This is a genomic window from Actinomycetospora sp. TBRC 11914, assembly GCF_012933465.1.
Classification (GTDB): Bacteria; Actinomycetota; Actinomycetes; order Mycobacteriales; family Pseudonocardiaceae; genus Actinomycetospora.
In genome coordinates this window covers 1-21,642 of the sequence record NZ_JABBND010000035.1, presented here as the reverse complement: position 1 = coordinate 21,642, position 21,642 = coordinate 1, and the positions used below count along the sequence as shown (strand labels likewise).

Annotated in this window: 23 protein-coding genes; 16 read left to right on the top strand and 7 right to left on the bottom strand. The window is 72.5% G+C overall.

Going from position 1 to position 21,642, the window contains the following annotated elements:
• Positions 1-3: 3 nt before the first annotated feature.
• Positions 4-1,074: a phosphotriesterase gene (locus HH311_RS30135; RefSeq protein WP_312030502.1), complete on the bottom strand. Its 1,071-nt coding sequence runs from the start codon at positions 1,072-1,074 to the stop codon at positions 4-6.
• A 323-nt stretch (positions 1,075-1,397) separates the two neighbouring features.
• Between HH311_RS30135 and HH311_RS30130 the strand changes: the two genes are divergently transcribed.
• From HH311_RS30130 to HH311_RS30085, 10 genes are all read left to right on the top strand, one after another.
• Positions 1,398-2,837, top strand: a complete 1,440-nt coding sequence (locus HH311_RS30130; RefSeq protein ID WP_169187423.1) for a nicotinate phosphoribosyltransferase — start codon at positions 1,398-1,400, stop codon at positions 2,835-2,837.
• 77 nt (positions 2,838-2,914) lie between these two features.
• Positions 2,915-3,733, top strand: a complete 819-nt coding sequence (locus tag HH311_RS30125) for an aldo/keto reductase (protein WP_169187422.1) — start codon at positions 2,915-2,917, stop codon at positions 3,731-3,733.
• Between the two features lie 21 nt (positions 3,734-3,754).
• The gene (locus HH311_RS30120) at positions 3,755-4,432 is read left to right on the top strand and encodes an HAD family phosphatase (protein ID WP_248304399.1); all 678 of its coding nucleotides are present in this window, start codon (positions 3,755-3,757) and stop codon (positions 4,430-4,432) included.
• A gap of 115 nt (positions 4,433-4,547) precedes the next feature.
• Positions 4,548-5,312 (top strand): glutamine amidotransferase, encoded by a 765-nt coding sequence (locus tag HH311_RS30115; RefSeq protein WP_169187421.1) that lies wholly within the window; start codon positions 4,548-4,550, stop codon positions 5,310-5,312.
• A 79-nt stretch (positions 5,313-5,391) separates the two neighbouring features.
• On the top strand, positions 5,392-6,390 hold the full coding sequence (locus HH311_RS30110; protein ID WP_211191010.1) for a LacI family DNA-binding transcriptional regulator: 999 nt from the start codon (positions 5,392-5,394) through the stop codon (positions 6,388-6,390).
• Positions 6,387-7,367: a PfkB family carbohydrate kinase gene (locus HH311_RS30105; RefSeq protein WP_169187419.1), complete on the top strand. Its 981-nt coding sequence runs from the start codon at positions 6,387-6,389 to the stop codon at positions 7,365-7,367. Before HH311_RS30110 ends, HH311_RS30105 begins: the two co-directional genes overlap by 4 nt.
• Positions 7,368-7,386: 19 nt before the next feature.
• A complete protein-coding gene (locus tag HH311_RS30100) occupies positions 7,387-8,379 on the top strand; it encodes a ribose-phosphate diphosphokinase (protein ID WP_312030501.1) in 993 nt (330 codons plus the stop codon).
• Between the two features lie 117 nt (positions 8,380-8,496).
• Positions 8,497-9,597 carry an LLM class flavin-dependent oxidoreductase gene (locus tag HH311_RS30095; protein ID WP_169187418.1) on the top strand — a complete coding sequence of 367 codons (1,101 nt, stop codon included), beginning with the start codon at positions 8,497-8,499 and terminating at the stop codon, positions 9,595-9,597.
• Positions 9,598-9,631: 34 nt separating this feature from the next.
• Positions 9,632-9,976 carry a cupin domain-containing protein gene (locus HH311_RS30090; RefSeq protein WP_169187417.1) on the top strand — a complete coding sequence of 115 codons (345 nt, stop codon included), beginning with the start codon at positions 9,632-9,634 and terminating at the stop codon, positions 9,974-9,976.
• Positions 9,977-9,990: 14 nt separating this feature from the next.
• Positions 9,991-10,326 (top strand): NIPSNAP family protein, encoded by a 336-nt coding sequence (locus HH311_RS30085; protein ID WP_169187416.1) that lies wholly within the window; start codon positions 9,991-9,993, stop codon positions 10,324-10,326.
• Here HH311_RS30085 and HH311_RS30080 read toward each other — a convergent pair.
• The 3 genes from HH311_RS30080 to HH311_RS30070 form a co-directional block, all read right to left on the bottom strand.
• Positions 10,323-10,865, bottom strand: coding sequence for a TetR/AcrR family transcriptional regulator (locus HH311_RS30080; RefSeq protein WP_169187415.1), 543 nt, complete (start codon positions 10,863-10,865; stop codon positions 10,323-10,325). The genes HH311_RS30085 and HH311_RS30080 overlap by 4 nt on opposite strands.
• 88 nt (positions 10,866-10,953) lie before the next feature.
• Positions 10,954-12,216, bottom strand: a complete 1,263-nt coding sequence (locus HH311_RS30075; RefSeq protein WP_169187414.1) for an amidohydrolase family protein — start codon at positions 12,214-12,216, stop codon at positions 10,954-10,956.
• Positions 12,213-13,202: a hypothetical protein gene (locus HH311_RS30070; RefSeq protein ID WP_169187413.1), complete on the bottom strand. Its 990-nt coding sequence runs from the start codon at positions 13,200-13,202 to the stop codon at positions 12,213-12,215. The genes HH311_RS30075 and HH311_RS30070 overlap by 4 nt, the downstream gene beginning before the upstream one ends.
• Positions 13,203-13,417: 215 nt before the next feature.
• Between HH311_RS30070 and HH311_RS30065 the strand changes: the two genes are divergently transcribed.
• Positions 13,418-13,981, top strand: a complete 564-nt coding sequence (locus HH311_RS30065) for a dihydrofolate reductase family protein (protein WP_169187412.1) — start codon at positions 13,418-13,420, stop codon at positions 13,979-13,981.
• 15 nt (positions 13,982-13,996) lie between these two features.
• On the opposite strand, the gene HH311_RS30060 is transcribed toward HH311_RS30065, so the two are convergent.
• Positions 13,997-15,004 carry an RNA polymerase subunit sigma-70 gene (locus HH311_RS30060; protein WP_169187411.1) on the bottom strand — a complete coding sequence of 336 codons (1,008 nt, stop codon included), beginning with the start codon at positions 15,002-15,004 and terminating at the stop codon, positions 13,997-13,999.
• 189 nt (positions 15,005-15,193) lie between these two features.
• On the opposite strand from HH311_RS30060, the gene HH311_RS30055 reads away from it, so the two are divergent.
• Together HH311_RS30055 and HH311_RS30050 are read left to right on the top strand one after the other, a co-directional pair.
• Positions 15,194-15,673 carry a 2,4'-dihydroxyacetophenone dioxygenase family protein gene (locus HH311_RS30055; RefSeq protein ID WP_169187410.1) on the top strand — a complete coding sequence of 160 codons (480 nt, stop codon included), beginning with the start codon at positions 15,194-15,196 and terminating at the stop codon, positions 15,671-15,673.
• Between the two features lie 66 nt (positions 15,674-15,739).
• Complete coding sequence (locus tag HH311_RS30050; protein ID WP_169187409.1) at positions 15,740-16,528, top strand: response regulator transcription factor; 789 nt, start codon at positions 15,740-15,742, stop codon at positions 16,526-16,528.
• A 20-nt stretch (positions 16,529-16,548) separates the two neighbouring features.
• On the opposite strand, the gene HH311_RS30045 is transcribed toward HH311_RS30050, so the two are convergent.
• Positions 16,549-17,277, bottom strand: a complete 729-nt coding sequence (locus HH311_RS30045) for a ScbR family autoregulator-binding transcription factor (protein ID WP_169187408.1) — start codon at positions 17,275-17,277, stop codon at positions 16,549-16,551.
• Positions 17,278-17,508: 231 nt separating this feature from the next.
• Between HH311_RS30045 and HH311_RS30040 the strand changes: the two genes are divergently transcribed.
• Positions 17,509-18,891, top strand: coding sequence for a carboxylesterase/lipase family protein (locus HH311_RS30040; protein WP_169187407.1), 1,383 nt, complete (start codon positions 17,509-17,511; stop codon positions 18,889-18,891).
• Between the two features lie 4 nt (positions 18,892-18,895).
• Here the strand turns inward: HH311_RS30040 and HH311_RS30035 are convergent, their stop codons facing one another.
• The gene (locus HH311_RS30035; RefSeq protein WP_169187406.1) at positions 18,896-20,305 is read right to left on the bottom strand and encodes a DUF2252 domain-containing protein; all 1,410 of its coding nucleotides are present in this window, start codon (positions 20,303-20,305) and stop codon (positions 18,896-18,898) included.
• Between the two features lie 181 nt (positions 20,306-20,486).
• On the opposite strand from HH311_RS30035, the gene HH311_RS30030 reads away from it, so the two are divergent.
• A complete protein-coding gene (locus tag HH311_RS30030) occupies positions 20,487-20,834 on the top strand; it encodes a transcriptional regulator (RefSeq protein WP_169187405.1) in 348 nt (115 codons plus the stop codon).
• Positions 20,831-21,538, top strand: coding sequence for a DUF1345 domain-containing protein (locus HH311_RS30025; protein ID WP_169187404.1), 708 nt, complete (start codon positions 20,831-20,833; stop codon positions 21,536-21,538). Before HH311_RS30030 ends, HH311_RS30025 begins: the two co-directional genes overlap by 4 nt.
• Positions 21,539-21,642: the final 104 nt, after the last annotated feature.

Genomic DNA, 21,642 nt, shown 5'->3' with positions numbered 1-21,642 from the left:
CGATCACCGGCCGGGGATCGTGGACGCGGTGAACAGGCGGGCCGGGTTCACGGTCATGAGCTCGGCCGCCACGGGCGCCGGCACCCCGTGGCGCTCCAGCCGGGGGAGGAAGAGCCGGGGGACGTAGCCGAACCCGTTCCCGCCGTGCCGGGTCCACATGCTCTTGGTGGCCACGTCGTGGCTCAGCAGGAGGCTCCCCGCGTACCCGTCGCCGACCAGGCCGGCGACGGCGACCGCGGTCTGTTCGGGTGCCGGCGACTGCCCTTCCCCGGCGTAGTACAGGGTCATCCCGATCATGTCGAACTCGAGCCAGACCCCCCGGTCGGCCACGGCCCGCTGGTAGCCCGCGTCGTCCCCCGACGGATCCATGTGGCACAGGACGACCGCCCCCGGCGCCACGCCCTCGTCGTCCAGCACGATGTCGAGCACCTCGTGGGCGCGACGCTGCCACCCCGGCAGGTGGACGAACAGCGGCACGCCGAGGCGCCGCTGCGCGCGGGCGGCCGCGCGCAGGCCGGTCTTCTCGGCGTCCGTGAACTCGGGCGACACGCCGATCTCCCCGATGACCCCCGGCGCGGGTCCCGTCCCGCCGACCCCGTCGACGAACTCGCCCACGAGCTCGTCACAGAGCTGGTCGGCGCCAAGCCCCGCACGTCGGTCGTCGTGGAAGGCGTGCACGTACCACCCGGAGCCCATCACGACGTTCATCCCGGACCGCTCCGAGATCTCCAGCAGCGCCGCGGGGTCGCGGCCGAAGTCGCCGTTCGTGCAGTCCACGACGGTCCGACCCCCCGCCGCGGCGAAGTGCCCGAGCTCCTCGGCCGTCGCCCGCGGGTCGTCCTGGCGCCCGTTGTCGAAGCAGCACCCGGGCTGCTCGGTCAGCAGCCAGTTCATGGAGGCGTCCACGCGGGCGCCGTACAGCGCGCGGGCGCCGGGATCCTCCGGTGGCACGAGGCGGCGGGTGAAGTCGCTCGCCAGGTGCTCGTGGGTCAGCGTCATCCCGAGCTCGTCGACCGGCACCGGGCCCCGGACCGTGTTCACCCGGACGGTCCCGTCCGTCGTCCCTGCGTCCACCGTCGTCCTCTCGCCTCGCCCGGGCGGCGGCCTGCCGCGCCGGCCCGACGTCGATCATCGATGCTCCGACCGTACGTCGCGGGTGCGCTTACACGCTGGAAACGTTCTGACCCTTGTCCTGCCGGCGCGGGCGTGGCTACGGTCGCTCCACCTTCGACGGTGCGCTGCATCGAGGCGGCGCTGCGGACGATGAGGGACCCCGTGCTCGCGGTGGCGATAGAAACGATTGCACCACGCACGAGATCACCAGGACTCCGCCTCCGCCGGGCGCGGCCCGCCCCGGGCCGGCGACCAACCCCACGCGACGACCAGGGAGCAGTGACATGGGCGAATCGTCCCTGTGGCGCAACATCATCGTGAACGTCGACAGCTACAAGAACGCGCACTGGGGCATGTACCCGGCGGGCACGGACTACGTGTCGAGCTACATCGAGTCACGCGGGGGCGCCTTTCCCGCCACGCTCTTCGTCGGCCTCCAGGCGTTCCTGCGCGAGTACCTGACCCGGCCCGTGACGTTGGACGACATCCACGAGGCGGAGGCCGTGCACGGGTCGATGGGCGTGCCGTTCAACCGCCAGAACTGGATCGACCTGGTGAACGACCACGACGGCCGCCTCCCGGTCGAGATCGAGGCGGTGCCGGAGGGCACGGTCGTCCCGACCGGCAACGTCCTGGTCCAGCTGGTCAACACTGATCCGCGGTACCCGTGGATCACCAACTTCATCGAGACCGCGCTGCTGCGCGCCGTCTGGTACCCCACCACCGTCGGGACGCTGAGCTGGACCGCCAAGCAGCACATCAAGGGGTTCCTCGAGCGCACGTCGGACCACCCGGAGCTGCTGCGCATGTACCTGCACGACTACGGCGCGCGGGGCGTCAGCTCGCTGGAGTCCGCGGGACTCGGCGGCATGGCCCACCTGGTCAACTTCGACCAGACGGACACCGTGGCGGGCTTCATCGCCGCCCGGCAGTGGTACAACGCGAAGCCCCCCAACGGCAGCGCCACGTTCCAGGAGCACTCGACGGTCATCGCGGCCGGGTCGGACGCCGAGGTCGAGTCGTTCCGCCGGCTCCTGCAGTTCCCGGGCGTCGTCGTCGCGGGCCTGCTGTGCGACAGCTTCGACCACGAACGGGCCGTCAAGGAGATCCTCGGCAAGGAGCTGAAGGACGAGATCCGGGACTTCCCCGGCCTGGTGGCGGCCCGGTGCGACTCCGGGGACCCCGTCATGGTCCCGGTCGAGACGGTCGAGTGGCTGATGGACAGCTTCGGCTACGAGACGAACAGCAAGGGCTTCCGGGTGCTCCCGCCCAACATCCGGGTCGTCCAGGGCGACGGCCTCACGCTCGACACCTTCACCGCGATCTACAGCACCCTCCAGGCGCACGGCCTCGCCGCCGACAACGTGATCTGCGGCATGGGCGGCGGCCTGCTGCAGCGCGTCAACCGCGACACGATCAACTTCGGGATGAAGGCGAACGCCATCTGCGTGGACGGCGAGTGGCGCGACGTCGCCAAGACGCCGTCTGGCAGCGAGATGAAGCGCTCGAAGGCGGGCCGGCTCGCCCTGCAGTACGCCGACGGCGTCTACACCACCGTGCGACGCGAGACGATCCCGGCGGAGGACAACCAGCTCGTGCCCGTCTTCCGCGACGGCCGGATGCTGCGCGAGTGGGACTTCTCCGAGCTCATCGAGCGCAGCGAGCGGCCGACCTCCGAGAACTTCTCCTCCGGCGACCCGCGCCCGCTCGCCGGCGTCGGCTGACACCGCCGTGGGACCCGCCGCCCCCGGCCGGTCCCACGGTGGCCGGCGGAGGAGCGGAACGAGGCGGGAGGTCCCCGATGAGCGGGCGGACGGTGCGGCTGGCCGGGTCCGACGTCCCGGTGATCGGCCAGGGCACCTGGCGGATGGGCACCGACCGCACGGCCGAGGTCGCCGCCCTCCGGGCGGGGATCGACCTGGGGCTGACGGTGATCGACACGGCCGAGCTCTACGCGGACGGTGCCGCGGAGGAGGTCGTGGGGGAGGCCGTGCGTGGCCGTCGCGACGAGGTGTTCCTGGTCAGCAAGGTCCTGCCGCGGCACGCGACCACCGACGGCACCGTGGCCGCGTGCCGCGCCAGCCTCGACCGGCTCGGTACCGACCGGCTGGACCTCTACCTCCTGCACTGGCGCCGCGGGATCCCGCTGGCCGAGACCGTGGCCGGGTTCGAGGAGCTCCTCGAGGAGGGCTCGATCCGGGCCTGGGGGGTCAGCAACCTCGACGTGCACGATCTCGACGACCTGCCCGACGGCGCGGTCCCCGCGGCCGATCAGGTCCTGTACAACCTCACCCGTCGGGGGCCGGAGGCGAACCTGTTCCCCCGGTGCGCGCGGACCGGGGTGACGATCATGGCCTACTCGCCGGTGGAGAAGGGCCGGCTGCTCGATCACCCCGACCTGGTCCGGGTGGCGGCCGAGCGCGGGGCCACGCCGGCGCAGGTCGCCCTCGCGTGGTCGGTCCGTCGCGACGACGTCGTCGCCGTGCCGAAGGCGGTCCGGATCGCCCACGTCGAGGAGAACGCCGCGGCCCTGCGACTCGAGCTGACCGCCGAGGAGCTGGCGGCCCTCGACCACGCCTTCCCGGCACCGGGGGTCGTCCCGCTCGAGACGCTGTCCTGACCCGTGCGAAGAGAGGCCGTCATGCAGGAGAGACCGCGCGCCGCCGCCACCGGGCACGGGGGCTGCCTCCACGTCTTCGACATGGACGGCACCCTGCTGCGCGGCGCCGCCACGGTCGAGCTGGCCCGGTACTTCGGGAAGCCCGCGCTCGGCCACGACATCGAGGCCCGGTGGCTCGCCGGCACCATCACCGACCGGGAGTTCTGGCAGACGCTGCTCGACATCTGCGGCGACGCCGATGCCGTGGACCTGGACGCCGCGTTCGAGGCCGCCAGCTGGATGACCGGTGTCCGCGACGTCTTCGCCGACATCCGGGCGCGGGGCGAGGTCGGGATCGTGATCTCCCAGTCACCGGCCTTCTTCGTGCGGCGGCTGCGACGATGGGGGGCCCACGAGACGTACGGGTCGGGGGTGGAGGTCGGCCGGCCGTTGCCCGACGGAGCCACCCTCCTCCCCGGCGCGAAGGTCGCGATCACCGAGGACGCCCTGGACCGTCACGGGCTCGGCGACCAGGCGTGCGTGGCGTACGGCGACTCCTCGTCGGACCTCGACCTCTTCGCCCGGCTGCCGCACACGGTGGCCGTGAACCCGAGCGCCGCCCTCGCCGACCTGGCCGCCGCCCGCTACACCGGCACCGACCTCCGCGAGGCGTACTCGATCGGCCGCCGACTCCTGGCGGCCGCCGCCGACCCGGTCTGACGGGCGCTGGAAGCGTGACAGGCGGCAGAAACGTTTATATGATCCATCGCCGAGTGTTGCGTCGCCGCGCTGCCGCCGCCCGTGCCCTGCCCCCGCCGACGAAGGACGAACGCGCATGAGCACTGAGGGATCCTCGCTGAACGTCCTGTTCGCGGGCGAGTCGTGGATCAAGCACACGATCCACATGAAGGGCTTCGACCAGTTCCACTCGACGGAGTACGAGGAGGGCGCGGGCGTCTTCCTCGAGCGGATGGCCCGGGCCGGCCACGACATCACCTACGTCCGCGGCCACGAGATCTCCGCGCGGTTCCCCCGGACCGCCGAGGAACTGGACGCCTTCGACGTCGTCGTCCTCTCCGACATCGGGTCGAACTCCTTCCTCCTCCCCGACGAGACGTTCCTGCGGTCGGAGAAGTCGCCCAATCGGCTCGGGCTGGTCGTCGACTACGTGGGCCGCGGCGGGGGACTGGTGATGATCGGGGGCTACCTCTCGTTCACCGGCATCGACGGCAAGGCCCGCTACGGGATGAGCCCGCTCGCCGACGTCCTGCCGGTCACGATGTTGCCGCACGACGACCGGATCGAGATGTCGGACGGTGTCAAGGTGGACGTCGTCGAGCCGGGCCACCCGGTGCTGGGCGGCACGCCGGCGGAGTGGCCGCCGCTGCTCGGGTACAACCGTCTCGTCCCGAAGGCGGACGCGGTGGTCGTCGCGCGGACCGGAGACGACCCCGTGCTCGTGACGGGGGAGTACGGGCAGGGGCGGGCCGTCGCCTTCGCCTCGGACCTCGCGCCGCACTGGGCCCCGCCGGAGTTCGTGGACTGGGAGCACTACTCCGCGCTGTGGCACTCCATCCTGTGCTGGGCCGCACGGGCGTAGGGCCGGTACGGGTGCAGGACCGACGGAGTGGAGGTGGGCGGACGTGACGCAGTCCGACCGCAGGCGTTCTCGTCCCACGATGAAGGACGTGGCGCGGCACGCCCGCGTCTCGGTCAGCACGGTGAGCTACGTGCTGAACGACTCCGGTCCGGTCGCGCCCGAGCGGCGCAACCGGGTGCTCGACGCCGTCCGGGTCCTGGAGTACTCGCCGAACGAGTCGGCGCGGAACCTCAAGCTCCGGAGTGCCTCGACGATCGGGATGGTCGTGCCGGAGCTGACCAACCCGTTCTTCGCGATGGTCGCCGAAGGGGTGCAGAAGGCGGCCTCGGCACGGGACGTGCTGGTGGTGCTGGTCGTCCCGGACGCCACGGAGCAGCCGGAGGAGAACCAGGCGAAGCTGCTGCGCAGCCAGCGCATCGACGGGGTCGTCTACCTGTCGGGCACCGGCTCGATGCCGGCCTCGATCTACGACCTGGCCCGCTCCGGGCCGGTCGTGCTGGTCGACGAGCAGATTCCTGGGATGGACCTCCCGGCGGTGGTGTGCGAGTCCCGGAAGGGGGCGCGGGAGGTCGCGGCGCACGCGCTGGGGCAGGGGCATCGCCGGGTCGCGGTGATCGGGGGTCCGCCCGGCCTCTGGACCGCGCAGCAGCGGCTCGCCGGGTACCGCGAGGCCTTCGCCGGGGCCGGGCTCGATCCCGACTCCGTGCCGGTCTTCCCGGGCGACTACCGGCAGGCGTCGGGACACGACCTGGCGGCCCGGGCGCTGTCGGACGATCCCCGCCCGACGCTGCTCATCTGCACGAACGACCTCATGGCGATCGGCGCGATGGAGTACTGCCGCGAGGTGGGCCTGCGCGTCCCCGAGGACGTCAGCGTGGTCGGCTTCGACGACCTGCCGTTCTCCGCCCTGCTGACCCCGCGCCTGACGACCGTCCGGCAGCCGGCCCACGAGATGGGGTTCCGGGCCGCGTCGGCGCTCTTCGAGCTGCTCGAGAACGACGAGTCGGGTGCGGTGGGGGAGCTGCCCGCCACCGTGCAGATCCGCGACTCCGTCCGTCCCCCGGGAGGGGGCGCATGACGGCCCGGGTGCTCGTCGTCGGGGCGGTCAACGTCGACGTCGTGGTGACGGCGCTGCATCTGCCCGGGCCGGGCGAGACCGTGGTCGGACCGGGCGCCGCACGCCACGGCGGCGGCAAGGGCGCGAACGCGGCCGTCGCCGCGGCCCGCGCCGGCGCCGAGGTGCGCTACTGCGGCGCCGTCGGCGACGACGACGCCGGCCGGGAGGCGCTGGCCGAGCTCCGGGCCGAGGGCGTCGACCTCACGGACGTGGCCGTGCTCGACGGGGTCCCCACGGGTACGGCGCTGATCGTGGTCGACCGCCGCGGCGAGAACCAGATCGCCGTGGGCTCCGGCGCCAACGCGGCCGTCCCGCCGGAGGTCACCCGCGCGGCCGTGCAGCGGGCGGCCGGGTGGGCCGGCTGCGTGCTGGTCAGCACGGAGATCCCGACTGCGGCCGTGGCGGCGGCGCTCGAGGCCGCGACGGGAGCGGGGATGCGGTGCGTGCTGAACCCCGCCCCGGTGACGGACGGGCTCGCGGAGCTCCTCCCGCTCGGCCCCGTCGTCACGCCGAACGCCTCGGAGCTCGCGGACCTGTCCTCCCGGCTCCGCGCCGAGGCGGGCGGATCGGTCGCAGACATGGCCGCGGGCGTCCTGGCGCGCACCGGCGCCCCGGTCGTCGTGACCCTCGGCGGGGACGGAGCCCTCGTCGTGGGACGCGACGGCACGTCGACGGCCCTCCCCGCCCTGCGGCCCACCGAGGTGCGGGACACGACGGGGGCCGGCGACACCTTCAACGGGGTGCTCGCGACCGCGCTCGCCGCGGGACCGGTCGACGTCGCGGGCGGTGCCGTCGTGGCGGCGAGCGCTCGCGGGGTGGCCGCGGCCTCCCTGTCGGTGGAACGCGTCGGCGCGCGGGCCGGGATGCCGCGGGAGGACGCGATCGATGCCGCGGAGCAACGGCTGACGGAGGTGGCGGGATGCAGCACCACGAGGTGACCGACGGGTGGGCCGCCGCGTGACGGGCACCCTCGAGCTGGGCCACCACAAGCGCCTGATGCTCTTCTCCGGTCGCGCCAATCCCACCCTGGCGCACCACATCGCCGATCGGCTCGGCATCGAGCTGGGGCCGATCACGCTCAAGACCTTCTCCAACGACGAGGTCTACTGCCGTTTCGACGAGTCCATCCGCGGGGCGGACGTCTTCCTCGTGCAGCCGATGTGCGGCAACCTCGAGAACGGCGTCAACGCCAACGACGCCCTGCTCGAACTGCTGGTCATGGTGGACGCCGCCGTCGGCGCGAGCGCGCACCGCGTCATCGCCGTGACCCCCTGGTACGGGTACTCGCGCCAGGACAAGAAGTCCGCACCGCGCGAGCCGATCTCGGCGCGCATGGTGGCCCGCACCCTCGAGGCCGCCGGCGTGGACCGCGTCCTGACGATGGATCTGCACGCCGGGCAGCTGCAGGGCTTCTTCGGGATACCCGTCGACCACATGACCGCGCTCATGCTGCTGGCGGACCACTTCGCGGGCCTCGACGACGACCTCGTGGTGGTCGCCCCGGACGCCGGCCGGGTGAAGCTCAACAAGCAGTTCGCCACCCGTCTCGGCGCCGGTCTCGCGATCCTGGACAAGGAGCGACCGCAGCAGCAGGTCGCCGAGATCGGCCACGTGATCGGCGACGTCCGCGGCAGGACCGCCATCGTCGTCGACGACATCATCGACACGGCGGGCACGTTGCGGGCGGCCGGTGAGGCCGTGGCCGGCGCCGGTGCGCGTCGGGTGTTCGCCGCGGCCACCCACGCGGTGTTCTCCGGCCGGGCCTACGAGAACCTGGCGGCGTCGCCCTTCGAACGCGTCGTCGTCACCGACACCATCCCCCTGCGACCCGGCGTGCCGGCGTCGATCGACGTCGTGTCCTGCGCGCCCCTGCTCGCCGACTCCATCCGCCGGATCTTCACCGACGACTCCGTGAGCGAGGTCTTCGGCGGCAAGAACCACGCCTTCTAGACCAGGGGTGGCCGGCACCCGTCGGGCTCACCATCCGATCGAAACGATTGCACCCGCGCGTCGGCTTCATCCAGCGCGACCGCCCCCGTCACCGATGTCGAGCCGAGGAGAGACGACATGGCACTCAAGTTCTGGGTCACCACGCCCTTCTTCTACCCGGACATGAGCCGCCCCTGGTCCGAGGTGCTGAACGACATGATCAGCATCGTGGACGCCGCCGAGGATCTCGGGTTCGAGGGCGTCACCATCAACGAGAACCAGTTCCAGAACTACGTCACGAATCCCTCGGCGCTCTCGTTCGCCGCGGTCGCGGCCTCGCGCACGCGACGGCTCCGGATCGTTCCCGGCGTCGTCGTGCTCCCCAACTACAACCCGCTCCTCGTCGCCTCGGAGATGGCCTTCCTCGACCACCTGGCGCCCGGGCGCGTGGGGATCGGTGTCGCCCGGGGAGGCAGCCGTTACCAGCTCGACCGTCTCGGCGTGGACCCCGCCCAGGCGCGCGCGATCTACGAGGAGGCACTGGACATCATCCTGCGCGGCTGGACGGAGGACGACCTGTCCTACGACGGCCGCTTCTTCTCCTTCCCGCCGACCACGATCGTCCCCAAGCCCGCGACGACGCCGCACCCCGATGTCTGGGTGGCCTCGCAGAGCGTCGACGGCGCCCGGAAGGTCGGGCAGCAGGGGCACAACCTCATCACGGCACCCAACTACGGCACCTTCGAGCCGCACGGCGATCTCGAGGCACTCCTCGCCAGCTTCGACGAGGGCGCGGCGGCGAGCGGGAAGCCGCGCGGCGAGACGATGGTGCTGCGGCACACCTGGGTCGGTCGCACCGAGGAGGAGGCCCTGCAGTACTTCGACGACGTGCTGAACGAGTACAACCACTACCTCGCCCTGGTGCGACCGACCGGCGAGACGACGAGCCGTGAGGCCCGCCTCGCCGCGCGCGAGGCCGGCGACAAGGACGAGTACACCGGTGCGATCAGGGCCGGCCGCGTCCGCCCGGAGAACCACACCATGTCCCGGGACGGTCTCTACGAGAAGTTCGACGACCCGGTGCTGACCACCCCGGACCGGATGATCGAGCGGTTCAAGGGCTACGAGGAGATGGGCGTCGACCACCTCGCGTGTCTCGTCGCGATGGGCATGCCGAACAGCGAGGTGATCAAGAACATGGAGCTGATGGCCGAGGAGGTCTTCCCGGCCTTCGCCTGATTGCCGGATCCGTCGCGACGAAGGGGCGATGAACATGACCCAGCACCTCGGGAACGTCTTCGGCTATGCGCTGCAGGCCGAGGGATACGTCTCCCTCGAGGACGGCACCACGGTCCCGACCGCGACCCACCACATCGGCACCGTCGCGGACGCCGACATCGGGGTCTGGGAAGCCGAACCCGGGCTCATCGGCGGCGTGACGAACGAGGAGGTGTTCGTCGTCCTGGAGGGACGCGCCGAGGTCACGTTCGAGGACACGCAGGAGACGATCCGGATCGGGCCCGGGGACGTCGTCCGCCTGAAGGCCGGGCAGCGGAACACCTGGCGGACCATCGAACGGCTGCGCAAGGTCTCGGTCTGGTCCGAGCCCGGCGTCTGAGGGGGAGCAGGACGGTGCTGTACGAGGTCCGGGAGTACGTGGCCGTGCCGGGGCGCCTCCCCGCGCTCGTCGCGCGCTTCAACGATCACACGTTCCGGCTGTTCGCCCGGTACGGGATGGAGGTCGTCGACATCGGGCTGACGACGATCGGGGACAACTCCTTCAACGAGATCGTCTACACGATGCGGTTCGACGACCTCGCGGACATGGAGCGCAAGTGGGCGCAGTTCACGAGCGACCCGGAGTGGGTGGCGGTGTTCGCCGAGACGGAGGCCGAGGGCCCGTTGATCCAGTCGATGCGACGGCGGGTGCTCGACGCCGGCGCGTTCAGCGGAGCTCCCGAGCGCTAACTGCGCGCGAGGATCATGCGGAACAGCTCCCGGTGGTCGTCGTCGGACCGCGACGTCGGGTCGTAGATCATCTGCGCGTTGATGCCCTCCCACGCGGCCTCGAGGAAGCGGGCGGTGCGCGGGCTGTACAGCTTCTCCACCTCCGCCCGGGCGGCGCGGGACCAGCGGGTGACGATGTCGCGGTAGGCGGGGTCGCGCACGGACTGGGCGTACAGCTCGTAGAGCAGGGTCCGGTCCCGCTGGCTGTCCTTCAGGGCGTTGACGACGGCCACGGCCGCCTCGACGACGCCGTCCCGGTCGCGGGCCGCACCGAAGTGCTCCTCGTACCGGCTGCTCGTCGTGGCGACGAACAGCCGGAACGCCTCGAGCATGAGGTCGTCGAGGCTGGAGAAGTAGTAGCTCGTCAACCCCAGGGACAGCCCGGCCGCGGTGGCGACCCGACGGTGCGTGACCCCCTTGACGCCGTTCTCGGCCGCGACGTCGAGGGCCGCGTTCAGCAGGGCCGTGCGCGTCGCTCCGGTCCGAGGGTTCTCCCGCATCGCGGCGCGTACCTCACTGTGGTGTTCCCGGCTCCTCCGGCGGACCGTACCCGTCCCGACGCGCGCCGCCGCACTCCTCGGTGCGTGCTCACGGTGCGAGGTCCAGGACCTCGCCCGTGGCGCGCAGGTGCTCGGTCAGGTCCGTGCCCGCCCGCACCACGTGCCGGACGTGGCCCGCGAGCAGGCCGATGTCGGAGAGGACGTCGCCCTCGACCACGAGTGCGTCGCCGGCGCACCCCGGCCGCAGCGCGCCGATCTCCGGACGCCCCAGCAGCTGGGCGGCCGTCGTCGTCGCCGTCGCCAGTGCCTCCTCGGTCGGCATCCCGTGCTCGACGTAGAGCTCCAGTTCCCGGGCGTGCGCGCCGAAGGGGCACAGCGTCCCGGAGGAGTCGGTCCCCATGACGATCCGGACGCCCGCCGCCCGTGCCAGGGCGAGGGACTCGATGGTCCGGTCGTGCGCCTCCCGCAGGTCCTCCACCCCCTGGGGCGAGAGTCCCCGGCGGGTGCCTTCGCGCTGGCACCAGTCGTTGAACGCCATCGTGGGCACGAGGAACGTCCCCTGTCGGGCCATCTCGGCGGCGGCCTCCTCGTCGAGGAAGGAACCGTGCTCGATGCTGTCGACCCCGGCCTCCAGGCTCCGGCGGATCCCCTCGACGGACAGGGCGTGAGCGGCGACCTTCAGGTCCATGTCGTGGGCTTCCTCGACGATGGCCCGCAGCTCGGCGACGCTGTAGTTCGGCCAGTGCGGCTGCTCGCCACGGCTCATCCCGCCGCTGGCCATCACCTTGATGAAGTCGGCGCCCTTCCTCGCCTGGAGCCTCACGAGCGTCCGGCACTCGTCGACGCCGTCGGCGGTGTCCCAGCGGCGGCGGGGTGTGTACGGGGGATAGAAGAGATCGCCGTGGCCGTTGGTCATGGTGATCCACCACGGCGCCACGAGCAGGCGCGGCCCGACGGCGAGGCCCTCCTCGATCGCGTCGCGGAGCTCGATCTCCCCGACGTCGCGGTGGCCCATCACCCGCAGGGTCGTGAAGCCGGCGGCGAGCGCCCGGTGCGCGTTGCGCAGGCCGTGCAGCAGCTTCGCCGGCCGGCTGACCTGGCCGCGGAACGTGTCGCTCGTGACGACGTGACGGTGGTCGGAGTTGGTCGTCAGGTGCACGTGGGCGTCGACGAGGCCGGGCAGCACCGTGCAGCCCGCGGCGTCCAGACGCGGCGTGCCGGGCGGGACGTCGACGCCGTCGGCCGGGCCCGCGTGCACGACGACGCCGTCCCGGATGTGGACGAGCCCGTCCCGGTGCAGCTCCCGCGGGCCGGCCCAGACGAGGCCGCCCTCGATGACGATGTCCCTCACGTGCCGGCCCCCGGCCGGACCAGGGACGCCGCCCAGTAGGGGTTCTCCAGGAGGAGGCGGCCGACCGCCACGAGGTCGCAGGCGCCGGAGGCCAGGGCCTCGTCCGCGGCGGCGGCGTCGGCGATGCCCCCGGCCACGACGGTCGGGACGCCCGTCCTCGTCCGGATCTCCCGGGCGAGGCCGGTGAAGTCGACGGGGCGGTCGAACGACGAGGCGCCGTCGACGGCTCCGCCGGCCGCGGCGTCGACGACGTCGCACCCCGCCCGCCGGAGGCTCTCGACCACCGGCGTCACGGTCTCGGGCCGCCACCCGCCCGCGGCCAGGTCGTCGACGCAGAGCCGGACGAACACCGGTGCCCCGGGGCCGACGGCGTCGCGGACCGCGGCGACGACCTCGACGAGGACGCGCTCCGCACCGTCCGGACCGTAGGGCCCGGGGCGCGTGTTGGTCAGCGGCGAGAGGAACTCGTGGAGGAGGTAGCCGTTCGACGCGTGGACCTCGACGACGTCGACACCGATCCGCCGGGCCCGTGCCGCGGCCTGCCCGTAGGCCCCGACCAGCCGGCGGACCTCCTCGTCGGACAGCGCGCGGGGCTCGTGGGACGCCGCGTCGAACGGCTCGCCGGTGGCGCCGACGACGGGGTCGAGCGGGTCCGCCTCGTCGGCGAACGCCTTCCGACCGGTGTGGCCGAGCTGCAGGCCGACCGTCGCGCCCTGGTCGTGACAGAACTCCACGACGGGCCGGAGGGCGTCGCCCTGGTCGTCGTCCCACAGACCCAGGGCGCCGCTGTGGCCACGGCCCTCCGGGGCGACGGCGCAGTCCTCGATCATGATCAGGCCCACGCCACCGACGGCGCGGGCGCCGTAGTGGACCAGGTGCCACGGGGTGGCTCGTCCCGTCGGGTCGGCCGCCCGCTGTGACATCGGAGCCATGACGACGCGGTTGGGGAGCTCCACGTCGCGGATGGTGAGGCGGTCCAGCAGCACCAGGTCCCCTTTCCCCCGAGGTCGGATGACCCCCACGGGCGGTCCGCTGTCGGGACGGGAGTCTGCCGCTCCTTGGACAGATGTTCAATGAACGCGCGCTCCCCGCGCCGTGCATCACATCGAGGAGCCCGGCGGAGGAGGTGGAGAGACCGATGAGGTTTCCGCGCCGCGCCCGTCGGTACCGGTGACACCGACTCACGGGAGGCTGACGCACGATGCGGACATTGGTCTTCGGGATGAACGTGACCGTGGACGGCTACGTCGCCGCGCCCGGCGACGGCCTCGGCTGGAGCGGTCCGAGCGACGAGCTGTTCGGGTGGTGGCTCGAGGAGGAACGGGCGATCAGCCTGCTGCTGTACGGGCGCGGGCTGTGGGAGACGATGAGCTCCTACTGGCCGACCGGCGACCAGCAGCCGGGCGCCACCCCCGCGCAGATCGAGTTCGCGCGGAACTGGCGGGACACGCCGAAGGTGGTGTTCTCCTCGACGGTCGACGAGGTGGACTGGAACACCCGCCTGGTCACCGGCGACGCGATCGAGGAGATCACCCGGCTCAAGGCCGAGGACGGCGGGCCGATGAGGGTCGGTGGGGCAGCGCTCGCCGGGGCCGCGATGCGGGCCGGTCTGGTCGACGAGTTCGCGATCGTCACCCATCCCGTCCTGGTGGGTGGCGGCACGCCATTCTTCACCGCGCTGGACGGCTGGACGGACCTGGACCTGGTGGAGACGCGGACGTTCCCCGGCGGCGTGCTCCTGACCCGGTACGAGACGAAGCGCTGAGCGGGACCTCCGTGATCACAGCGTCGGGGGCAGGCCCAGCCAGGGTTTGTCGGTGGCGTCGAACCCGGTCAGCTCGGCGATCCTCCCGTCGGCGACGTGGAGGACCGCGAGGGTGAACAGCCGGTGGGCCGGGTCGGCGGGGGTGCGGAGGTACAGCGCGGCGGCAGGCATGCGGTTGACCGTCGTGGCGAGGCAGCGCCAGTCGTCGTGGCCGGGCCGGAAGAGCCCGGCGGAGACCCAGCCGTCCACCGCGTCCCCGGCGCCCCTGGTCACGGTGCCGGGATCGGGCAGCATCGCGAAGCGCAGGTCGTCGCGCAGCAGGGATGTCAACCCGTCGAGGTCGTTGCGCTCGTGCGCGTCCATGTAGGACCGCACGACGCCGCGCTCGTCGTCCGACAGCTCGTGGGTGGCAGGGCTCCGCCAGTCCAGGCGGCGGTCGGGCAGCTGCCCGCGCATCGTCACGCGCGCCCGCTGCAGTGCGCTGGTCACGGACGCGACCGTCAGGTCGAGGGCCTCGGCGACCTGCGACGCCGGCCGGCCGAGGACGTCGCGCAGGATCAGCACCGCCCGCTGCCGTGGCGGCAGGTGCTGGACGGCGACGATGAACGCCAGCTCGATCGTCTCCCGCGCCACCACCGATTCCTGCGGGTCCTCCGGGAGGAGCCGGTCGGGGTACGGCTGGAGGTACGGCACCTCGGAGTCCGGCTCCGACAGCCCGGACGGCACCGGTGTCCGGTCGGTGCGCTTCTCCAGGAAGTCGAGGCAGGCGTTCGTCGCGATCCGGTACAGCCAGGTCCGCAGGGCGGCGTGGCCCCGGAACGACTCCCGTTTGTTCCACGCCCGCAGGAACGTCTCCTGCGTCATGTCCTGGGCGTCGTCGTGGTTCGCGAGCATCCGGTAGCAGTGCACCTGCAGCTCGCGCCGGTGGCGCTCGGTGAGGAGTGCGAACCGCGCCGTGTCGCCCGCGTGGGCCGCCGCGATGAACGTGGCCTCGTCGGCGCTCGGCGATCCGGCGTCGGTCATGGTCGTCGATCCTTCCATCGGTGGGGGAGCTCCCCGGAACGACGACCCGGCGGCCGATTCCTCATCGGTCGAGACCCTGGCGGCCGCGGGCGGCCGCGCGTCCACTCCGGCGACCACCTGCACTTTGGTGCACTGACCAGCTGCTTCCGGCGTCACTAACGTCCGGGTCCCGGCTCGAGGAGGAGACCCATGACCACCACGACACCCGCGCCGAAGACCCTGGACCCCGCCCACTTCGGCGGCGGGGAGCGGCACTGGCACCCGTTCACGCCCTACAGCGACGAGGTCGAGCTGAAGATCTTCACGGCGGACCTCGCCCGGAACGAGACCGTCGTCCTGCTGCGGGCCAAGGCAGGTGCGCAGCTCGGCGTCCACGACCACTTCGGGCGGGTCCTCGCCTACTCGATCTCGGGACGGTGGAGCTACGCCGAGCACGACTGGGTGGCCGCCCCCGGTGACTTCGTCTACGAGGTGGCGAACAGCCAGCACACGCTGGTCGCCGATCCCGCCGAGGACATCGTGCTGTTCATCTACGTCGAGGGCCCGATCCACTTCCTCGACGGGGACGGCAACGTCGTCGGGGTCGAGACCGCCAAGACCTTCGCCGAGCGCTATCTCGGATTCTGTCGTGAGCACGGCTACCCTGAGCCGGATCTGTTCCCGTTCTAGACGTCGCACCGAGCCGCGGGACAGCGGAGGTGGGCCATGCGATCAGTCGTCCCGGCCTCCCGCGGCATGCAACCCCAGGATTACGAGCGCGCACTCGCAGTGCTGGACCGATGTGCCGCCATCGACACCGTCGAGTGCCTCCAGGAGGAGTTCCTGGAGGCACTCGGCTCGGCGTACGGCTGTGTCCACACGGCCTTCTTCCGTACCGACGTCTTCACGCGGACCTTCGCGGATCTCGCCCCCGTCATGAACGGCAGGATTCCGAGGATCATCGACGAGTACCGCGAGAGATGGCACACCGACGACGTCATGTTCACCGACGCCTCGATGCACCGGATACGGCGGGCCGGCGTCAGCGCACTCGTCCAGCTCGAACCGCGAGGCATCCCGCGGCGGGCACGGGCGTACCTCGAGCGGTTCGTCTTCCGGGCCGGCCTGGAGTCCGTGTGTGCGCTCGACCTGGACCTCCCGGACGGCCAGCGGGGCGTGGTCGGGATCTTCGGTGAGACACGGGACCACCTCACCGCCGCGGATCTGGCCGGCCTCGCCATCGTCGTCCGTCAGCTGTCCGCGATCTCCGCTCGCCTGGTTCCCGCGACCGCTCCGTCCGGTCCGGTGGCGGCGGTCCGCGGACTGAGCCCCCGCCTGGCGCAGATCGCCGAGCTCGTCGGTGGAGGTCTGACGAACGCGACGATCGCCCGGGAGACCGGGCTGACCGTCGACACCGTCAAGAAGTACCTCAGCCAGCTCCTCACCCGGACCGGCTGCGCCAACCGGACCGAGCTGGCTCTCCTGGTCACCGGGCGCGGACCCGTCGCCGGTCAAGGAGCCGAGGGAGATCGACCCCCGCTCTGACGTACGACGGGGCGTGGCCCCTACCCGTCGAGGCCCGACGCCGGGCGGGGCCGGGTGAGCCAGCTCCGCTGGTCCCAGGCCGCGAGCCAGGCCTCGGCGGCGACGAGCGGGAGGAAGCCGGTCCAGAACTCGTTCATCTGGTCCCAGAGCTCCTGCTTCGGCTCCAGGGACTCGAGCAGGGTGGCGCGCCCGGCGAGGCTGACGACGAGCTCGCGCGCGGCCCAGTCCGGGTCGACGGCGGGTCTCAGCAGGTGCTGCCGGGCGGCGAGGGTGAACAGCCGCGCGAGGTCGTCCTCCCACTCGGCGCTGGTCTCGGCGAGCGTCGGGTGCTCGAGGACCTGATCGCGCAGGACGCGGGCGCCTCCGCGCACGATCGGGTCGTCGAGGCGGACGACGACGTTGTCGGTGACGGCGATGAGCGCGTGGAGGGCATCGGGTGTGTCGCGCTCGGCGTCGGGGACGACCCGGTCCCAGGAGGCGGTCATCGCCTCGACGAGGGCGGCGGCGACCGCGTGCTTGGACGGGAAGTGGAAGTACAGCGCGCCCTTGCTCCCGGGGCCGTGGCTGAGCAGGTCGTTGAGGCTGGTCGCGTGGTAGCCGTGCCGGGCGAACTGCTCGCCCGCGGCGACGAGCAGGGCGTGGCGGGTGGCCGCGGCGCGCGGTTGCCGGTGGCGCCCGGCGCGTGCGGGGCCGGTCGCGCCGTCCGACCCCGACCGGGGCGGGACGTCGTCGTCGTGGGGATGGTTCATCAGGGGTTTGCCTCGAACGGGACGGTCGGTATGTTTCGACGGTAGCGGGCACCTGATCGCAGGGCCAGGCCGGAGGGAGTGGGGGGTCCTCCGGACGGCCGATCAGGTGGGTGGTGGCACGCCCGGTCCACCGTGCGCGTGGCGTCATCGGCGGGGAGCCGGTGGCGCCACGTCCCGCGCCCCGCGTCGGTCCGCCCACCGCCCCCGGCGTCTCTGCGGTAGGCAGGACCCATGGAGGCACGGACGACGGCGGGCCGGGTTCGCGGGGTCGAGAAGGACGGGGTGCACCGGTTCCTCGGGGTGCCCTACGCGGCCCCGCCCGTCCGGTTCACCGCGCCAGAGCCGCCGCCCCGCTGGGACGGCGTGCGCGACGCCGACCGCCCCGGGCCGAACGCGCCCCAACCGACGCGGGGCATCCCCGGCGTCGATCTGAGCCCGATCCTCGGCCACGGGTGGCGACCCGGCGACGACTACCTGACCGTCGACGTCTGGACCCCCGGCGGCCCGGGCCTGCCCGTCATGGTGTTCCTGCACGGCGGCGCGTTCCTCGCCGGCGAGCCCGGCGCCCCGGCCTACGACGGCACGGCACTGGCCCGCGCGGGCGTGGTGCTGGTGTCGGTGACCTACCGGCTCGGCGTGGAGGGGTTCCTCCCGCTGCCCGGCGGCGCCACCAACGTCGGGCTGCGCGACCAGCTCGCGGCCCTGCGCTGGGTGCGGGAGAACGCGGCCGCCTTCGGGGGCGACCCGGGCGTGGTCACGGTGTTCGGCGAGTCGGCGGGGGCGATGTCGGTCGGCGCGCTGCTCGGATCGCCGCTCGCCACGGGGCTGTTCGACCGGGCGATCGTGCAGAGCGGGGGCGCCGAGGTGGTGCGCAGCCTCGAGGTGATGCAGGCGTTCGCCCCCCGGTTCACCGCGGAGCTGGGGGTCGAGACCGACGCCGCGGCCGTGCGGGACCGCCCGGTCGCCGACGCGATCACCGCCCTCGACGCCGCCCAGGCCCCGGAGCGGCGGGGCGACCTGCGCGAGCCCGACGGCGTGGACCCGGGCTTCGGGGTGGGCGTGCTCGCCCCGGTGGTCGGCGACGACGTCCTGCCCGTCGCCCCGCTCGGGGCGATCCGGGCGGGGGCCGGCGCGGAGGTCGACCTGCTCGCGGGCGCGAACGACGAGGAGATGAACCTCTACCTCGTCCCCTCGGGCGCCGTGGACGCGATGACCGAGGACCAGGCCCGGGCCGCGCTCGCCGCGGTCCACCCCGAGGCCGACCGGCTGCTCGGACAGGCCACCGGATCTCCGGGCGCGCGGTACGCGAGCGTCGTCACCGACCTGCTCTTCCGGGGTCCGGCGCGGCGGATCGTGGCCGCCCACCGCGGCCGCGGCCACCGCTACGAGTTCGGGTGGCGGTCGACGGCCTTCGGCGGTCGCCTGGGCGCGTGCCACGGGCTCGAGCTGCCGTTCGTCTTCGGCACCCTCACGTCGGCCTCCGGCCCGGATGCGCTCGCCGGGGAGGACCCGCCGTGGGCGCTCGCCGACGAGATGGTGGCCGTGTGGACCGCGTTCGCGCGCACCGGCGACCCCGGATGGGGTCCCGACGACGGGCCACGCCGGTTCGGCTGAGCGGTCAGGGCGAGGCGTCGGCCGCGAGGCGGCCGGCGGCGATCGCCGCGACGAACCGTCGGTGGTCGCGCTCGTTTTGGTCGGCGTAGGCGCGGGCGAAGGCCTCGACGGCCACGTCGAACGCATCACCCCCGCCCAGGTAGGCCGCCAGCGCGATGCGGTCGCCCGAGCGGGCGTGGGCGCGCGCGAGCGTCCACCCGCAGATCTGGCCGTAGGCCAGCATCCCCTTCGGGACCATCGTCTCGACGTCGGCCGATCCCTTCCAGTCCCGCAGCTGGCGGATGTAGTAGTCGTGCCGCCGTCCGTCGAGACCGTCCGCGCGGGCCCAGCCGAGGAAGATGTCGCTCACGGCCTGCATCAGCCGCTGCCCGACGACGACGCGTTCCCCGCAGTTGTCGAACCCGCTCGCCCCGACGAACCGTTCGAGGACCGACGCCTCCGCCTCCTTGGCCTGCAGGAACAACGGGTCCGCGTGGTCGTCGCCGAGGAGCAGCACCATCCACTCCCGGGTGCCGACGCTGCCCACGCCGACGACCTTGCGGGCGACGTCGACGAGTCGGTACTGGTCCAGCAGCACGCGCCGCTCCGCGCCGAGCGACGCCCGGTAGGCCACCAGGACCTCGCGGAGCTGCAGCTCGAGCACCTCGCGGTCCGTCGCGTCGTCGACGAGGTCGCGCACCGGCACGATCAGCGGTGGCTCCGCGACCAGCCGCGCCTCACCGTCCTCGAGGCGGGCGAACCGGCCCAGCGCCCCGAGGTTGTCCTTTCTCCGGGCCGTGCGAGTGGCCCGCTCGAGACCCTTGCGCTGGGGATCGTGGAGGCGCTCCCCGATCAGTGATTCGATGGCGTCCGCCTCCGCCCGCGCGTACCACACGGCCAGCGTGTCCGTGCCGGCGAAACCGCGCATCGCCCGCCGGTACGCCGCCACCGTGGCGAGCACGATCCGCCGCCGTTCCTTCGGGGCGAAGTCGTTGTGCCGTGACGCGATCTCCAGGCTCGTCGCCAGCCGTTTGACGTCCCATTCCCACGGGCCGCGCACGGTCTCGTCGAAATCGTTGATGTCGAAGACCAGGGCGCGTTCCGGTGACGCGAACACCCCGAAGTTGGCCAGGTGGGCATCGCCGCAGATCTGGGCCGGGAGTCCGGTCGTGGGGGTCCGGGCCAGATCGCTCGCCATCGGCAGCGCCGCGCCCCGGAAGAACGCGAACGGCGAGGCCGCCATCCTCGCGTGGCGGATGGGCAGCAGCTCGGGGATCCTGCTCGTCTCCTGGCGCTCGAGCAGCGTCAGCGGGTCGGGACGGTCGGGGCCGGCGGTGAACTCCGCGTGGCTCGCGCGCGGCACCTCGGCCCGTGCCGCCTTCCCCCGCTCGACCCGCTGCTCGCGTCGAGGCGGTGCACCGATCGTCCTCGTCATCGACGGGCTCTCCTGTCGTGCGGGGTGTCCGGGGTGTGGCCCCACGGTCCCCGCGGCCGGGAACCCGTGCCTCACCCACCGCGGACGACATTGACTTTCCTGCTGGGCAAGTGGACGCTTCTTGCCAACCAGGAAAGAGGAGGTGCGCCGTGGCGGGCATCGACGCGGAGCGGCGCAGGGCATGACCGCTCCGCGGTTCGACGAGCTCATCCACCCCAGCACCCGGCTGGTGCTGATGGCGACGCTCGCGGCGGCCGACTGGGCGGAGTTCTCCTACCTCAAGGACCGCGTCGGCCTGTCCGACTCGGCGTTGTCGAAGCAGCTGACGACCCTGGAGGACGCCGGGTACGTCGAGACCGAGCGCCGTCTCGACGGGAGCCGACACAAGCTCCGGGCCCGGCTGACGCCGATCGGCCGCGACGCGTTCGACGGCCACGTCGCCGCGCTGGAGGCCATCGTCGACCCCGTCACGACGCGGCGGGGTGCGCGTCGGCCCGACGAGGCCCCCACGCGAGGAGTGGTGCGATGACCAGGACGTCGGACGGGTCGGCCGTCGTCTCCCCGCTGTGCTCCGACGGACGGCGCGCCGTGATCGCCACGGCGATCGGCGTCCTGGTCCCCGTGGTCGTCGGGCTGGTCCTCGGCGCGATCGACCCGGGGCGCCGCGGGCCGGCCGTGACGCTGGTGCTCGCCCTCGGGGGCTGGAACCTGTTCGTCGTCGTCTACGTCGCGCTCACGTTGCGGACGTTCGCCGGGACCGACCAGGCGGAGTTCGAGGCCAAGATGGCGCGGCGCCGCGCATCACGCTCGTGGGTGGTGCGCCGTCTCACGCCGGGTGGCGACGGGCCGACCTTCGCCCTGGAGGCGGCGCTGGTGGCGTTCGGCGTCGTGCTGGTGCTCCCGCACATCACCGCGATCGACCTGGACGACCTGGTGCTCATCCCGGTCACCATCAGCATCCTGCTGTGCTCCTGGGCGCTGGCGGTCGTGAGCTACGCGCTGCACTACGCCGACAAGGACGGCCAGGAGGCCGGGCTCGAGTTCCCGGGCACCCGCACCCACACGTTCGCCGACTACCGGTACTTCTCGATGGCCGTCGCGACGACGTTCGGGGCGACCGACGTCAGCATCACCACGCCCCGCATGCGTCGGGTGGTCAACCTCCACACCCTGCTCACGTTCGCCTACAACACGGTGATCGTGGCCGCGCTGGCGTCGTTCCTGATCCATTAGGTGCGCTCTCGCGCTCGTGAGCAGTAAGTGTCGCTATACCGACCTGTGCTGTCTCAGCACATCCAAGACAGGTCTGTCTCAGCGCATCGGAGACAGGTTGGTGG

Bases quoted from the DNA above. Each gene is read 5' to 3' on its own strand.
- HH311_RS30090 (WP_169187417.1), top strand. From the start codon at position 9,632: ATGACCCAGCACCTCGGGAACGTCTTCGGCTATGCGCTGCAGGCCGAG.
- HH311_RS30095 (WP_169187418.1), top strand. From the start codon at position 8,497: ATGGCACTCAAGTTCTGGGTCACCACGCCCTTCTTCTACCCGGACATG.
- HH311_RS30065 (WP_169187412.1), top strand. From the start codon at position 13,418: ATGCGGACATTGGTCTTCGGGATGAACGTGACCGTGGACGGCTACGTC.
- HH311_RS30125 (WP_169187422.1), top strand. From the start codon at position 2,915: ATGAGCGGGCGGACGGTGCGGCTGGCCGGGTCCGACGTCCCGGTGATC.
- HH311_RS30040 (WP_169187407.1), top strand. From the start codon at position 17,509: ATGGAGGCACGGACGACGGCGGGCCGGGTTCGCGGGGTCGAGAAGGAC.
- HH311_RS30055 (WP_169187410.1), top strand. From the start codon at position 15,194: ATGACCACCACGACACCCGCGCCGAAGACCCTGGACCCCGCCCACTTC.
- HH311_RS30025 (WP_169187404.1), top strand. From the start codon at position 20,831: ATGACCAGGACGTCGGACGGGTCGGCCGTCGTCTCCCCGCTGTGCTCC.
- HH311_RS30035 (WP_169187406.1), bottom strand. From the start codon at position 20,305: ATGACGAGGACGATCGGTGCACCGCCTCGACGCGAGCAGCGGGTCGAG.
- HH311_RS30120 (WP_248304399.1), top strand. From the start codon at position 3,755: ATGCAGGAGAGACCGCGCGCCGCCGCCACCGGGCACGGGGGCTGCCTC.
- HH311_RS30130 (WP_169187423.1), top strand. From the start codon at position 1,398: ATGGGCGAATCGTCCCTGTGGCGCAACATCATCGTGAACGTCGACAGC.
- HH311_RS30110 (WP_211191010.1), top strand. From the start codon at position 5,392: ATGAAGGACGTGGCGCGGCACGCCCGCGTCTCGGTCAGCACGGTGAGC.
- HH311_RS30080 (WP_169187415.1), bottom strand. From the start codon at position 10,865: ATGCGGGAGAACCCTCGGACCGGAGCGACGCGCACGGCCCTGCTGAAC.
- HH311_RS30060 (WP_169187411.1), bottom strand. From the start codon at position 15,004: ATGACCGACGCCGGATCGCCGAGCGCCGACGAGGCCACGTTCATCGCG.
- HH311_RS30045 (WP_169187408.1), bottom strand. From the start codon at position 17,277: ATGAACCATCCCCACGACGACGACGTCCCGCCCCGGTCGGGGTCGGAC.
- HH311_RS30105 (WP_169187419.1), top strand. From the start codon at position 6,387: ATGACGGCCCGGGTGCTCGTCGTCGGGGCGGTCAACGTCGACGTCGTG.
- HH311_RS30115 (WP_169187421.1), top strand. From the start codon at position 4,548: ATGAGCACTGAGGGATCCTCGCTGAACGTCCTGTTCGCGGGCGAGTCG.
- HH311_RS30050 (WP_169187409.1), top strand. From the start codon at position 15,740: ATGCAACCCCAGGATTACGAGCGCGCACTCGCAGTGCTGGACCGATGT.
- HH311_RS30030 (WP_169187405.1), top strand. From the start codon at position 20,487: ATGACCGCTCCGCGGTTCGACGAGCTCATCCACCCCAGCACCCGGCTG.